This is a genomic window from Bradyrhizobium sp. WSM471, assembly GCF_000244915.1.
Taxonomy (GTDB): domain Bacteria; phylum Pseudomonadota; class Alphaproteobacteria; order Rhizobiales; family Xanthobacteraceae; genus Bradyrhizobium.
In genome coordinates, this window is the sequence record NZ_CM001442.1 from 2313381 (window position 1) to 2327467 (window position 14087).

10 protein-coding genes are annotated in these 14087 nt (G+C 58.8%); 6 read left to right on the forward strand and 4 right to left on the reverse strand.

Annotated features, from left to right (window positions below; all coding sequences use genetic code 11):
- Positions 1–3 precede the first annotated feature (3 nt).
- Positions 4–732 carry a hypothetical protein gene (locus BRA471DRAFT_RS10010; RefSeq protein WP_157234061.1) on the reverse strand — a complete coding sequence of 243 codons (729 nt, stop codon included), beginning with the start codon at positions 730–732 and terminating at the stop codon, positions 4–6.
- A gap of 197 nt (positions 733–929) precedes the next feature.
- Here BRA471DRAFT_RS10010 and BRA471DRAFT_RS10015 point away from each other — a divergent pair, with 197 nt between their 5' ends.
- Entirely contained in the window at positions 930–2048 is a 1119-nt protein-coding gene (locus BRA471DRAFT_RS10015) for a hypothetical protein (protein WP_007606759.1), read from the forward strand.
- A 13-nt stretch (positions 2049–2061) separates the two neighbouring features.
- Here the strand turns inward: BRA471DRAFT_RS10015 and BRA471DRAFT_RS10020 are convergent, their stop codons facing one another.
- From BRA471DRAFT_RS10020 to BRA471DRAFT_RS10030, 3 genes are read right to left on the reverse strand one after another with little or no spacing between them, the layout of a single operon-like run.
- Positions 2062–4422, reverse strand: a complete 2361-nt coding sequence (locus BRA471DRAFT_RS10020) for a glycosyltransferase (RefSeq protein WP_007606760.1) — start codon at positions 4420–4422, stop codon at positions 2062–2064.
- Positions 4419–6887, reverse strand: a complete 2469-nt coding sequence (locus tag BRA471DRAFT_RS10025; protein WP_007606761.1) for a glycosyltransferase — start codon at positions 6885–6887, stop codon at positions 4419–4421. The genes BRA471DRAFT_RS10020 and BRA471DRAFT_RS10025 overlap by 4 nt, the downstream gene beginning before the upstream one ends.
- A 56-nt stretch (positions 6888–6943) precedes the next feature.
- Positions 6944–7834, reverse strand: coding sequence for a hypothetical protein (locus BRA471DRAFT_RS10030; protein ID WP_007606762.1), 891 nt, complete (start codon positions 7832–7834; stop codon positions 6944–6946).
- A 194-nt stretch (positions 7835–8028) separates the two neighbouring features.
- On the opposite strand from BRA471DRAFT_RS10030, the gene BRA471DRAFT_RS10035 reads away from it, so the two are divergent.
- The 5 genes from BRA471DRAFT_RS10035 (at position 8029) to BRA471DRAFT_RS38270 (ending at position 13542) form a co-directional block, all read left to right on the forward strand.
- A complete protein-coding gene (locus BRA471DRAFT_RS10035; RefSeq protein ID WP_007606763.1) occupies positions 8029–9411 on the forward strand; it encodes a glycosyltransferase in 1383 nt (460 codons plus the stop codon).
- Positions 9412–10633: 1222 nt separating this feature from the next.
- On the forward strand, positions 10634–11704 hold the full coding sequence (gene gmd, locus BRA471DRAFT_RS10040) for a GDP-mannose 4,6-dehydratase (RefSeq protein ID WP_007606768.1): 1071 nt from the start codon (positions 10634–10636) through the stop codon (positions 11702–11704).
- Positions 11685–12635 (forward strand): GDP-L-fucose synthase, encoded by a 951-nt coding sequence (locus tag BRA471DRAFT_RS10045; RefSeq protein WP_007606770.1) that lies wholly within the window; start codon positions 11685–11687, stop codon positions 12633–12635. Before gmd ends, BRA471DRAFT_RS10045 begins: the two co-directional genes overlap by 20 nt.
- 350 nt (positions 12636–12985) lie before the next feature.
- On the forward strand, positions 12986–13312 hold the full coding sequence (locus BRA471DRAFT_RS10050) for a hypothetical protein (protein ID WP_007606772.1): 327 nt from the start codon (positions 12986–12988) through the stop codon (positions 13310–13312).
- Positions 13313–13386: 74 nt separating this feature from the next.
- Positions 13387–13542 (forward strand): hypothetical protein, encoded by a 156-nt coding sequence (locus tag BRA471DRAFT_RS38270; RefSeq protein ID WP_157234062.1) that lies wholly within the window; start codon positions 13387–13389, stop codon positions 13540–13542.
- Positions 13543–14087 lie beyond the last annotated feature (545 nt).

Sequence of the window (14087 nt, forward strand, 5' to 3'; positions counted from 1 at the left end):
TCGCTATTTTTGCGCGGCAGGTCGATCGAGCCATTCGAGGAGTTGCCGGAGGTTTTCCGTGGTATCGTTTTCGGCCGGCGAAGGTGCCTCCGGCTCGTCAGCATCGTGGTCAATCCGTACAGCGTCAGGCGCTCCGTCTTGCTCGCGTGTTGTAAGCACCACGGGGGCGTTCGTCCGTTTCTCCTCGATCGCTGGTTCCGAACGATCTGGTCGCGGCGCTGGTGTCAGGCCTGCCGGCGATTGATCGAAAATCGCCGCGGAATCCTGCATGTCGACGGAGAAATTGGCGATCGTCTTAGCTCCAACATCGCCATCAAGCCTGGAATCGAGCCTGTAAGACGCAACTATCGTGCTCAATATGCTCGATAGAAGTGCCCTGTTTTCGAATATCAGGTAGGTTCTGGCGAACTGTTGTGCGTACTTTGCGCCGCATCTTGCTAAAATTGCCTCGGCCTGCGCGATGTCGCGATCGCCTTCAGCCAAGTGTCGCCAGCGGTCCCGATCGAAGCTCGTCGACTGCTCGCAGTCGGCGGTCCGGCCGACAGGTCGCACAATCGGTCCGATCGGCGATCGAACGTCCTGCAGTTTTATTGCCTCTTGCTTCCTTTCAGCAGCTTGCAAGACAAGCAGGCCGGCTCCCATCGTCACGAACCCGACCGCAGCCCAATCGATGGAAGCACAAAGAATTAACCCGATGAGCAGAAGTACAGAGCCAGCAATACGCATCATCAACCAAAGAAAAAATATGCTAAATCGCCGTAATCCTACCGTGTTGTCGTTTCTTTGACAATATAATTGGCAAGCGTCGATATTGCCGTTGTCGTTCCAGCGATACTTGCCAGCCCCTGCGGATCTGCGTGCCCCTCAGAAGAGCCTCACATTCCCATCGCTTCCCGCCGATTAGCCTTTTACAGGCCTAGGAAAAGCACATGACGCCTTCGTTGCAAGATGCCCGCCTCCGGCAGCTCAGCGATAAGGGAGTTAACGTCGTCGATCCGCGCCAGACTTTTCTAGACGACGATGTCGACCTCGACCGCGTGTTTCCCGAAGCCATACTGTTTCCTGGCACTCGTCTGGCGGGGCGCAAAACGCTTGTTGGGCCGCGCGCGAAAATCGGGAGCGAGGGGCCGGCGACGGTGATCGAATCGGTCATTGGTGAGAGTGCTGAGATCGCAAGTGGCTATGTAACCGGCTCGGTCTTGCTCACCAAAGCGCGAATTGGTGCAAACGGCCACGTGCGCGAGGGGACGCTGCTCGAGGAGGAGGCCTCCACGGCCCACGCGGTGGGCCTGAAGCAGACTGTACTGATGAGCTTCGTCACACTTGGATCGCTTATCAATTGCTGCGACTGTCTGGTTTCAGGTGGACGGTCCCGCTCAAATCACACCGAAGTTGGAAGCGGGTTTATTCATTTCAATTTCACGCCATGGGGCGAGAGTGGCGACAAAGCGACCGCATCACTGTTTGGCGGAGTTCCGGACGGTGTTTTCCTCCGGGAAGAACGGATCTTCATCGGGGGCAGTAGCGGAATGGTGGGACCCACTCGAATAGGCTTTGGATCTTTCACTACGGCCGGGCAGGTTATTCGCTCGGACGTTGCGACCAAACGTATTCGTTCCGAATCGCAGCGCGAGGTGGACGCGCCTTGGGGATTCGCGGCACCCAGAAAAGCCGCCGATCGCGTTGAAAGAAACCTCGAATATATCGGTCACCTGGTCGCGCTGCAGGCATGGTATCGACGAATGCGCAAGGCACGTGTGCCCGACGATGATGTTTCGCTACCCCAGCGTCTGACGCTCGATGCCGCGATCGCGTTGCTGGACGGCAACATTGCTGAGCGATGGGTGCGACTTGGTCAGTTTCTCGGCCAACCGCTTCCACCGATCAAACTTCCAGCAATCGATTGTCCTCTTCAATTGAACAGCGACTCCGGCCCGCATATTAGCTGGGTCAAAAATCTGTCGCCTGAAGAGATTGCGTCCGGGCGCCGCTGGCTACAGGACACGGTTGACGCGGTCGTGATTGCCAACAGGCCTTCAGTTGGTTAATCGCCATGCTGTCTCAAAAGCCTGACGGGATCGCCCGGGAGCTCGGCGGCTGGTTCGTTCTCGGACTGCAATCTGCCGGCGGCCACGCTAATGCGCCGTAAGGCACCCCGTCACGCGACAATTGCGGGTTATAGGTCGGATCTTCCAAAAGTGCCTTTCCCCATCGCGAACGTAGCTGATTAAGCTCGCGATCGAACCTGTCCCGTCGGTCGGGGCGGTCGTCCTTGCCTCGACTTGCAGATTCAAGGTGAAGGAGCCGTGCGTGCGGCGTCAGTACGATGCGTTTGCCAATCTCACGCAATCGAAGACAATAGTCCACGTCATTGAATGCAACGGCAAAATTTAACTCATCCAGCCCGCCAAGCCGCAGATAGTCTGCGCGACGCGTCACCAGACATGCTGCGGTCACGGCGCTGCACTCGTGGGCTATGCGCAGAAGATCGAGATACCCCGGATCGCTGCCGAGCCTGTCTGTAAAGGCGTGGGTGGCCGCGAAGTTCATCCCGAGAACCACGCCCCCATGCTGAACGACGCCGCCCGGCCAGGTCAAGAGCGCGCCTGCCGCCCCCACATCCGGCTCTGCAAGGCGAGACAACAGTTCGTCGAGCCAGTCGTCGGACGTCGCCTCGATATCGTTGTTGAGAAGGCATAATACATCGCTGTCAACCGCAGCCGCCGCGCGATTGTTGAGCTTGGCGAAATTGAAGACGCCTTCGACACGAATGGTTCCGATTCCCCGACGGGGCAGATCGGCCAAATAGTTCAACGAATCCGGATCAGTGCTATGATTGTCGATCACGAGAATATCTGCCCCGCTGCGCGCGACAGCAGGCGCAATGCTGTCGAGACATGTGCGTAGCATGGCGGCTCGATCACGAGTCGGTATCAGTATCGTTGTCTTCTGGCGTTGCCTCACACGTCTCACTCGCACCGCGGGAAACAAGCTTCCCTCGGATGGAATGACTTCCGATCTGATGGCACGCGCGATGAGGTGCCGTTGCGTGGCGGATTGCAGGTAAGGCGTGCAGTGAAGCCGGTCCAGCTTCGGCAAGGTCCCCGCCGAGCCTGATAAATGCAGGATGGCCCGTTGCGGCCCCGTCCGGTCGAGCATCGAGTTGAAAAGCCGATAAAGATTGTCAGGCTTCGAACGCAGCAGTTCAAAAGCGGCGTCGCGCCGAACGGCGAAAAGGTATGAGCAATAGCCCTGTTCGAGCATTCGTTCATAGTCAAATGCTGGCAAGGCGATTGGCCACAATCGACCATCGTCGGCGAGAAAGTCGAGGTCGCAATAGACTGCCGACGCATCGGGGTGGTCATCGAATGCTGCCGAAATCCGTGCCAAAGCATTGGGCGCCAATTGAATGCCGGCCATGACAAACACCAGGATGTCCGCCACTGGGTTCGTATCTGTTAGAAATTCAGAGACGAGGGCAGGATCTATCGCGGGGGGCGTTCCCTCGATTACGGCTGCAGTCCACGCCTCGTGACTCTGGCTTTGCAATGTCGCGAGTGTTTGTTCTGAGTCTCTTTCACCGGCAACGACAACGGCAAGTTCGAGCTGGCTAGGGCTCGGATCAGGCAATGGGAAACGCTCAAGCCAGGCTTCATAGTCCGCAAAGGGAAGCGAGGAAGGAATGAGCTGGTCGTAGAGTGTGCCGCGAAGACGCTCTGCGCCGTTATCTCCAAGGGAAGATAGGATTGCGGAAAGTCCGTCAGGGAAGGCGACGAACGTTGCATAAGGCATCAATTCGCCATCACCTTGACGCAGGCTCACCCGGTGGACGCAGCCATCTGCAAATCGCTGTGGCAAGTTGAAGTCGAACGCGCGAACATTGCGGCCCGAGTGGGAGGAGCCATTCTCGTCGATGCGCGTCCACTGAGTGGCGCGCAATTGCGAAACCGTCTCGCCATCCACAACGGCATCCAGGACAGTCTCGAGACTCGAGTCAACCCATCCATGGAAACGAAGGCCGCCTAGCCAGCGCAGGAAGCTTTTGGTGCGCGTATCATCGAACGTACCCTTTCGCGTCGAATTCAAGTCAATCGGAAGGCCAACCCCTGTCCCTAGATTTGCGATCCGCGCTTCGACGGTACGCGCCGTTGATAGATGATCGGGATCGAGCAACAGCTCAAATCCGTAGCGCGCATTCCTCATGCCCCGGTTTGCGAGCTCGGGAACGAAGCTCGTAGCATGACAGGTTTTAATCACCAGGCCATCCAGCAGAACGTCAACGGTAAAGTTGCGCCCGAGGTCTTCTGGATCGAATACGAAGCCCGTGAGCGTCCCGTCAGCGGCCAGAGCAAGCCGACTAACTTGGGTTCCAGTCACGGATTTCGGGGTTGAACCTGGTTGGCCGCGGGAAGCTCGGATCATGTTTGGGGCGCTCCTATCCAGCTTGCGAGAGCGTCGGCGAGCGCCGCGTCATCGATGTCTGGCGAGATCGGAAGATCACCGGGTCTAGGAGCGACCAGGCGATTTGACCAATCGCAATAGGCAACCTTCCTGTTGGCTTGCCGGACGGCTTCGATGGTCGGATGGCCGAATAGAGGATCGCCAAAGTCAGTAAAGAGCCAGCTCGGAGCGTGCGGCAGCAGGACATCGGCGAGCTCTGCAAGGTGCGTGTTTCCCGTGACAAACAGATTAGGGAATGACATGAGCTCGAGGTCGTTCAAGGTTGCTCCGGCCACAACAATGGATACTGCCTCATGCTGCAATCGCGCGGCGATCGCGCGGATGACGCGAAAGATGACAGGCGATGATGATACGGGAACGATGGCCAGAGTTCTGCCAAGAGGCTGGCCGCTCGGAAGAACCAGCGGCTCGACTTTCCAGGACCGGGTGTTGATCGTGCGTCGCGGCATGCGCGAGCGTGCAAATGCTTCGGCCGCCGGCGTGGGGGCAAGGAGCGGCGCCTTTGTACTCAGTTGAGACGAAATGCCCTCCATATCTGCCGTGATCCAGGTGTCAATTCGGATGGCCTGGCTATGAGCAAGTCTGGTGAGTTCCGCGTCTACGGCCGGGTCGAGGACTTCGAGCCGCGTCGGCCGCAGATCGGCAATGATTTTGGCAGCACGATCCTTAGCCGCGTCGGAGGAGAGGTCGATAAAAATCGACTGTGGGGCACTTTCATCGTACGCGGAAAGGCGCAGTCCAGCGAGGTCTCGAATGATGAGGATAGCGTGCTCGCCAGCATTCGCAATTTCGGCGGCGCGCGCCCGTGCAATATCGAGGCTCGATCCCATGGCGGTAGCGATGAGAACGGAATCACGATCGAGGCGGCCTAAGCCGCGCTCGATCGTGGCGCGTGCGAAGCGCAAGGGGTCAACGGCTTCAAATGCCAGGCATTCTCTTCGATAGCCGGGAAAGCGCTGGTCAAGGATGTCGAGATTGCGCCGGACCAGCTTGCGCTTTTCCTCGCCAAACGACCGTGATCCGTGATGACCAACGAAGACCGAAGCCGAGCATACGCTCCGAAAACCGCTCGCACGGGCGCGTAGGCAGAAGTCGACGTCTTCGAGATAACCCCTTTCATAGCTTTCAGAAAGTCCAATCACTGCGTCCAGGCAGGCTCTGGTGACGTAGAGGCAAAAGCCGATCCCGCTCGGTACATCGACGACTATGCTCTTGTTGGTTGCCGCGGCTATCCGATCCAGAGCAATGAGTTCGTCATAGCCTGGCATCGGATTTTCTTGATTCGGTATGGGAAAAGAGAAGATGTCGCCGTTATTCGAAAAGGGAGTAGCAGTTCCGATGTCCGGTGCCGAGTGTGCGGCGGCAGCCAAACGTTCGACGAACCCCGGGGGGACGACCGTATCCGCGTTGAGGAGGACGACGTCGCCATTTTTCACTTCGGATAGCGCACGGTTGATCGCGCCGACGAAGCCAAGGTTAATCGGATTGATCAGCAGGTCGATTTCGTTCGTGGCCGCAAGCTCGAGCAGGTGATCTCGAAGCTCTGGATCCGGGGTCGCGTCGTTTACAACCAGGATCCGATAGGCACTGTCGCGCGATTTTGTCTTCGTGCCGGGGCTGGCAGTCCGCGCTTGAATGAGACTTTGTAGGCAGCTCCTGGTTGCCTGGAGATCGCCATACACCGGCACGATGATCGTGGGCAGAGCATCGGACACATCGGCAACCGACTTGCTTGTCTCGCCCCGCGAGAGCCGTTGTGTGCAGCCGAGGTTCGGCGGAAGCCGCTGAATCTTGAACGCCTCTCCCTCGGAGGTCATGATCAGCTGCTGAGGTCGCTCTGAAGGCGGCCGACGGAGCCGGAAGCCGGTTGCCTTTATCTGACGGCTGGCCAGTGGATGAAACGGGTCTGCGACCAAAACGCTGGTGAGAGTGCCGTCTTCGAAGGATATCGTTGCCTCGATTTCGGCTTCGTCGCCCCAGGCAACCCAGCCGGCCACGTGACTATCAAAGACAGAAACGGCAGCCCATCGACGTTGGCCGGACGCTTGAAGTACCGCAATGGCGCTTCGGACCGTGTTGGGCGCTTCGTCATGAGCGATCAGGTTGGACGCTGCGGCCCGGCGACGCTCATCTTCGCTCCAGAGCAGCATCCGGCGATTTGCGTTGATATCTGTCGGGGCAATGCTGAGAGCTTGTGCGAGATCGCTGAGGGCGGCCTTTTGCCGGCCAAGATGCCAGTTCGCCTCGGCCCGCAGCACAAAACAATGCGCTGCCGGAGGAGGATCTATCCGACACCGCCGGTCCGCATAAGCCAGCGCGAGGTTGAAGTCTTGAGCCGAAAGGGCACGAGCAGCCCGCCGCTCGAGCAAAAAGTGATGTTGCAGACCTAAATATGCGGTCGCGCCATCATCTTGCTCCGATGCCATTCCAGCCGTCCTGCCCTCGCGATGGCGACTATCGGTAGCCGCTGTTGCCGGTTATCTTAGTCGACCGACGTGGTCTGACGGGGCCTGCTGCGAAACACCCGGACTCGACCAGAACCAGAAGGTTTTGAGGTGGTCTTGGCGGGAGTGGCGGCCTTGTTGGAAGCTGCGAGCGCCCTGTCCGCTCTCTCGATGGCGATCCGCAGGCCGATCAACGGCTCACGGCCGGTCGGACCCGATAGCACCACGCGTTGGCCGATCGCCCGAAGGGTTGGCGCGTTCAGGAAGAGAGCTTCAGCAACAAACTCGTATTCGTTGTTTCCTGCCATCTCGAGAACCACGCCCGTAAGCGGCATGGCGCGACCGCGCGTCCCTGCGAACGCACCAAGAGAGACCATCTTTCCGCTGCCCGATTGTCCCTTCAAAAACTGAACCGCGTAGCGGATCTCGACGCCGTCGGGCCGGTCGGCCCAGTCCAACGCAATGCCTTCGATCCGCGATGGGGAGGCTGGACCTGCGATCCAAGTGTTCGGACCCGCCGTCGTATCGCCAACACCTGCGACATGAGCGAGCACCTTCAGTCCGTCCCCCTTCACGGCAGAGCCGGTCCTGCCACTTTCGACCCGGCCGTGTGAAACGGCCGGTATGCGGCCGGGTTGGATCGGCTCGATGCGCACGACTGCCGCGCGGGAACCGCCTGGCCGCATCGGCAACACCTCGATTTGGAGGCGGCCGGGCGATCGAGCCCTAATGACGAAGCCCGAATTTGGCCCCCACAGTGTCGGTTCCGAGGCGTCGGGATGCAGGATGAACTCGAAATGGCCTTCATCGCCTCGTGCGGGCGCAACGATCACCTTCGGCGGAGCAGCAGGGTCCTCGGCGCTCCGGTAATTTACAAAAAATAGCCCACGGTCGAGATCAACCGTCTTTCGCTGATCAGCTTCGCTCATAAACCGCCCCTGTTGGGCCATTGCGCTTGGCAAGGTCCGAACGCTTTAACTGTATCCAACTTATCACAGGCCTCAGACCTCGCGGCCGGAAATCTTTGTTATAGTGAAAGTCACAAGGTTTGAGCCGAAGGGCGGCTGGAGATTTTGTTAAGCGATGGCACTGCGGGTGAGCTTCCCATTTGGACGCAAAGTCAATGAAAATATTGTTTGTCCACAATAATTTCCCCGCCCAGTTTCGGAATCTCGCAGTCACCCTTTCACGCGAGCCCGGTCATCAGTTGGTGGCAATTGGAGCGTCGACTTCTCGGGCGATACCTTCAGTTAAGCTTACCAAATACGCGCTTGCCGATGCAGACGTTTCGATGACGCACCCATTCGCGAGGCGCTTCGATCTCGAGTGCCGACGCGCGGAACAAGTACTTTATAGCTTGTCCAGCGTCGCGGCTTCGGGGTTTTCTCCAGATGTAATTCTTGCGCACCCTGGTTGGGGCGAAACGTTGCCGCTGCGAACCGTGTTTCCGCGCTCCAAATTGGCAGTTTATTGCGAGTTCTACTATGGCGCCAAGGATCGCGACCTCGGGTTTGATTCGGAGTTTCCTGAGCCGGGTCTGGACGGCTATGTCGGGCTGCACCTGAAGAATGCCGCGACCCTTTTGGCTTTATCCGAAGCCGATCTCGGTATCTCACCTACCTCATGGCAGCATTCGACGTTTCCCGAGCACTATCAAAGCATGATCGATATCGCTCATGAGGGGGTCGACACCGACGTAATAAAGCCCAATCCCGCGGCGCGCCTTACGCTGCCCGGCGGGCGCGAACTCACTCGCGGGGACGAAGTCATTACATTCGTGGCGCGGAACCTCGAACCGCTCCGTGGCTATCACGTGTTCATGCGGGCGCTTCCGGAGATCCTGGCGCGGCGACCAAATGCGCAAGTCCTGATCGTGGGAAGTGACGGGCTGTCATATGGGCAGTCGCCGCCTGCAGGCACGACCTGGAAATCGATCTTCCTGAACGAAGTCAAAGATCAAATCGATGCTAATCGCGTCCACTTCCTTGGTCGGGTCTCGTATCCTGTCTTTCTGAGCGCTCTGCAGGTCTCATCCGCTCACGTCTATCTAACCTACCCATTTGTGTTGTCTTGGTCGGTGCTTGAGGCGATGAGCAGCGGCTGTGTCGTAATTGGGTCCGACACCGCGCCCGTGCGAGAGGTTATCCGCCCGGGGGAGACTGGCGTTCTGGTGCCGTTCTTCGCGGTTGACGAATTGGTGGCAAAGACGGTTGAGGTGCTGGCGAGCCCATCGAAATTTACTGCTATGCGCGAGGCGGCCCGTCGATACGTCGTCGATCATTTCGATGCGAACCGGATCTGCATTCCGCGCGTTCGGCAACTGCTCAGTGAAAATGCGGCGCCGACCGCGGCAGCCAGAAGCGTCTGGCCGGGCAAGGAAGTGCCAACCGAAAAGAGAAGACGCCAGAACGAGGCTGTCAACCATTCGACGAAGGCAGATGTCGCCGACAGGACCAGTCACGTCCCAAAGTCAAGCCGGACAGACCAGCGGCGCAAATCTCGTTGATCGCTTGACGGTCTAGCGCCAGCGCTGGATTGCATCACCCCCAAACCGCCGCGTGAGGTGCTGTCTTGTTGGTGGTCACCCGGTTGCGCTGAAGCATTCGGCTCGAACTCGACCGGATCGAGGAGGTCGATGGTCGCGAATCTGTGGGGCGAGCATAAAGGCTTCGATGTCGCGCACATGCCACCTCATCCCTCTGCCTGCGACAAGGCGCCCCGCTTGCCGGCCCGTCCGCCAGAAGCCATCCGCGCCGCTTTGACCGCGAGCCCGCCGTCTCCTGCATTGATCGACGGCCCGCGCCGCGCCCCCGGCCTTGCGGAGAACGGTCAGGTTGGCAATCGGCGTCTGGTTCGGCGCTCGAGAAGGGCTTGCTCAGCGGCTGTGCGGGTGGCCATCTTGATCTATTGATCGCCTTCAGCAGGCACGGTGTCGCGGCCCGGTTGGCGATCTTTTCAAGGCCATCGGACCAGACGATCTTGCATAGTCCGCCTCGCCGGCGCCCCTGACACTGTTGCCATGGGTAAGGCTTGTTCGGTAAGCTCCAAAAAGTGCCCGCTCGGTTCGGATAATTGACCGGGGGCGCGTCCGGCGAGCGCGAGCAGCGCGCCAGGGTGGACAACTTCCGCTACCTGGCGCCACGGGCATGTTGAGAGGGATGAATGATGTCGAGTTCGGTCCAGTTGCTGACACGCCTTGTCTTGGTCGCGGCCTGCCTATCCAGTTTGTCTACGTCAGCGGAGGCCGCCAAAGGCCATCGCCACCCGTACGCTCCAAGTGGTTTTGTTGCTGGTGTAAGGGGCGGAAACCCGCTGTCGGTTCCTTTTTTTGGGCGCGGCTGGTATCCCGGGACAGTTCATTATTACGGCCCCCCCGACGGCTGGTGCTGCCGCGCCGCGGTGATCTCCGTCAAATACTAATGTGCGTGCTATCCCACCGATTGGCGTGCGTGGTCGCGCGCCGAAGTGTCCTTGTTTGATTTGCGCAGTCCTGGAGCGAGTTGACGCTCCCGGGGCGTGTTAACTGTGTCACGCAAAAACAAGAGATAGGCTCGACGAAGAGCCTTCCTTTTGACCTGATGGAGACCGAGCCGCTGGCTCGCACCGGGGGTTGACCCAGGAGGCCTTTATGTCCAAGAAGGGCTCAACGTTGCGCGGTATTGTCGACCTCGGAGCCTAGCGCTGGCTCGCTCATGGCCCTCCGTTCTTTGGAGAGCAGTTTTTCGGAAATGGCTAAACCTGTTGCTCTAATTACCGGCGTCACGGGTCAGGATGGCGCTTATCTCGCCGAGCATCTGTTGTCGCTCGGCTATATTGTGCATGGCATCAAACGGCGGGCGTCGTCCTTCAACACCGCGCGCGTTGATCATCTCTATCAGGATCCGCATGTCGGCGACGTGCCGTTTGTGATGCACTACGGCGACATGACTGACTCGACCAACCTGATCCGGCTGGTGCAACAGATCAGGCCGGCCGAAATTTATAATCTTGCCGCACAGAGCCATGTTGGCGTTTCCTTTGAAAGCCCCGAGTACACGGCGAATGCCGACGGCGTGGGCGTATTGCGGCTCCTGGAAGCGATCCGCATTCTTGGTATGGAGAAGGAGACCCGTTTCTACCAGGCGTCGACATCTGAGCTGTATGGTCTCGTTCAGGAGATTCCGCAGAGGGAGACGACCCCATTCTATCCGCGCTCGCCCTATGGCGTTGCCAAGCTCTACGGCTACTGGATCACGGTCAACTACCGCGAGGCCTATGGCATGTTTGCGAGCAATGGGATCCTGTTCAATCACGAGAGTCCACTGCGTGGTGAGACGTTCGTTACTCGAAAGATTACCCGAGGTGTGGCGCGTATCGAAGTGGGAATCGAGGACGTCCTGTATCTCGGCAATCTGGAGGCAAGGCGAGACTGGGGCCATGCCAAGGATTACGTCGAGGGCATGCATCTGATTCTCCAGGCGGATAAGCCCGACGACTTCGTCCTTGCCACAGGCGAGATGCATTCGGTCCGGCACATGGTCGAGCTCGCTTTTTCAGAAGTCGGCCTAAATATCGAATGGCGCGGCAAGGGGATTGACGAGGTTGGCGTCGAAACCAAGAGCGGCAAGACTGTCGTCCGCATCGATCCGACCTATTTTCGGCCCACCGAAGTCGATTTACTCGTCGGCGATGCCAGCAAGGCGCGCGAGCGGCTCGGCTGGAAGCCGAAATACACGTTCCCGCGGCTCGTGCAGGAGATGATGGCAAGCGACCTCAAGGAGGCGATGCGGGAGGCCTCAGGTGGCAAAGCCAGCGTTTGAGCTGAGAGGCAAAAGCGTTTACGTTGCCGGCCATCGCGGTATGGTTGGTAGCGCGCTCGTGCGCCGGCTCGCGCGGGAGGACGTCAGGCTCGTGACGGTCGATCGAAGCGTGGTCGACCTGTGCAATCAGTCTGCGGTGTTCCAGTGGTTCGCCGTGAACCGGCCCCAGGTCGTGTTCTTGGCCGCGGCCAAGGTGGGTGGCATTGTAGCCAACAATACCTTGCGGGCCGAGTTCATCTACGAAAATATCGCGATTGCTACCAACGTGATTCAGGCGGCCCACTTGAACGACGCCGAGAAGCTGATGTTCCTCGGCTCCTCTTGCATATATCCAAAACTTGCGGCTCAGCCCTTGCGCGAGGACGCGGTTCTGACCGGACCGCTCGAACCGACCAACGAGCCTTATGCCATCGCCAAAATCGCCGGCATCAAGATGGCGGAAGCCTATCGTAGCCAGTACGGTCGCGATTTCATCAGCGTCATGCCGACCAATCTGTATGGCCCCGGTGACAACTACGACGCGAAATACAGCCATGTCGTTGCGGCACTGATCCGCCGGTTTCACGAGGCCAAGCTGTCAGGCGCGGCAACGGTCGATGTTTGGGGAACCGGGACGCCCCGGCGCGAGTTCCTCTTCGTTGACGATATGGCAGACGCCTGCGTGCATCTTATGAAAACCTATTCGTCCGGCGAGCTTATCAATGTTGGCAGCGGAGAGGACATTACTATTGCCGAGTTTGCCCGTACTGTCGCAGCGATAGTCGGCTATCGGGGCGAGATCACGTTCGATCCGACCCGGCCGGACGGCACGCCTCGCAAGCTGCTGGATGTCAGCCGTCTTGCCGCGCTCGGTTGGTGCGCCCAGACCTCACTCGAGGACGGTATTCGGCTGGCTTATTTTGCTTATCTGGCGACTACCGCTCCGTCGTAGCCACGTTGGGCACTAGCTCAGGGCGCAGGGCTCCCAGACATTCACCTACGATCGGCTGGCGGCTCTACGCGTCCATTTTCGCACGGCAGGTTCATCACCTCTGGCAATCCGCCCGGGTTAGCTGCAGACGGTCCAGTTCGTTCGGCAGGCGAAGCCGATGGTGCAGACCTCCGATCCGGCGCTGACGATCGACGACCGGTGCTGCCATTCGTCGGCTTCGTGAGTACGAACAGTGGGTCTCGGGCGTGATCTCCCTCTCCATCACGGAGCAGAATCTAAGAAAAACTCGATGCCCAATTTAAGCCATTATTAGAATATCGCCGCTAGAAAAGATGTGATTTGGCGGAGCAATGAACGTGACGACCTTTTATCTGAGCGCGATGCTCGTCGGTATGGTTCTTGGAATCCGTTTCCGGTTCGTTGTGTTATTTCCAGCCATTGCCGCTGGGTGCGTCATCGTAGCTCTGATCGCGATGGGCGCTGGTGAAAGTGTGTCAGATGCGGCACTCTCGATGATCGCGACTGCCTGTCTGCTCCAGCTTGGCTATGTCTGTACGTCACTCGTTGCGGCGCCATTTTTCAGGGGCGAGGAGCCGAGCGAGGGGCGTGAAACCAAGCCTTCCCGATTGAATGGAAGCGCCGATCCGCATCGCTCGACGTCCAGGTTCGCGGGCTGATACGCCAGTCCAGAAGGACGTGGCGGGCAACGGGTCCAGTTCCGCCCTGGGCCCCAAGCGGGCGCGGCGACACAATGAAGTCGCCGCTGCCGAGCGTCGTCGCCGCGACATTCTTGAGCAGGATCGCATCGAGCGAAATTCAGAAGATTCGATGCCGCGAAACGCGCCATCGATTGATCAGTTGCATCGCCTGCCTGCTCAAGCCCGCTTTCCGCGCCATGTTCGGCTAAGGTCGGAGAGCGGTCGAACGCGGGTGGCGTGCCGCGCGGATCTGAACTTTCGCTAGTTGACCAGTCTTGCCGAATGCCGACAAAGATAACTGAAGATCAGAGCTTTCTGCTTTTGCTCCCATTGGATCGCGCCCGGCAGCGAATGGAGGGACCGACGATTGTCGTGATCGCGATGCTCCGTAGAGACATCGGAATAGCTTTGTGAGAAGCTGCGCGTCGCTTCTTGGGGGATGGCACTCCGGATTGAATTGAAATCCAGAGAACAACGCCATGCGTCTCGGCTCAGGTACGAACAATCTTTCAGCACTGGTCAAGATCGAGAACCATGATGTCGACACACTGGTTGCTCTTCATGGGCGTCGCACTCTCCAGGGATGGTCTCATGGTTTCTGCAATGGCGTCTGCCTCAATCTCCGTGTCGATTTTCTGCGCCGGCGCCTTTTTAGGCTATGCTCTTCGCGCCTGGCGAAACCAGCGGGACATCGAGATTTCATCCGCTCGCTCTTCGCATCGGTCCGTTCGCTCGCTACGGATCTCGACCTTCG

Excerpts from the sequence above, each read along its gene's own strand:
- BRA471DRAFT_RS10015 (WP_007606759.1), top strand. The coding sequence starts at position 930 with ATGACGCCTTCGTTGCAAGATGCCCGCCTCCGGCAGCTCAGCGATAAG.
- BRA471DRAFT_RS10020 (WP_007606760.1), bottom strand. The coding sequence starts at position 4,422 with ATGATCCGAGCTTCCCGCGGCCAACCAGGTTCAACCCCGAAATCCGTG.
- BRA471DRAFT_RS10025 (WP_007606761.1), bottom strand. The coding sequence starts at position 6,887 with ATGGCATCGGAGCAAGATGATGGCGCGACCGCATATTTAGGTCTGCAA.
- BRA471DRAFT_RS10030 (WP_007606762.1), bottom strand. The coding sequence starts at position 7,834 with ATGAGCGAAGCTGATCAGCGAAAGACGGTTGATCTCGACCGTGGGCTA.
- BRA471DRAFT_RS10035 (WP_007606763.1), top strand. The coding sequence starts at position 8,029 with ATGAAAATATTGTTTGTCCACAATAATTTCCCCGCCCAGTTTCGGAAT.
- gmd (WP_007606768.1), top strand. The coding sequence starts at position 10,634 with ATGGCTAAACCTGTTGCTCTAATTACCGGCGTCACGGGTCAGGATGGC.
- BRA471DRAFT_RS10050 (WP_007606772.1), top strand. The coding sequence starts at position 12,986 with ATGAACGTGACGACCTTTTATCTGAGCGCGATGCTCGTCGGTATGGTT.
- BRA471DRAFT_RS38270 (WP_157234062.1), top strand. The coding sequence starts at position 13,387 with ATGAAGTCGCCGCTGCCGAGCGTCGTCGCCGCGACATTCTTGAGCAGG.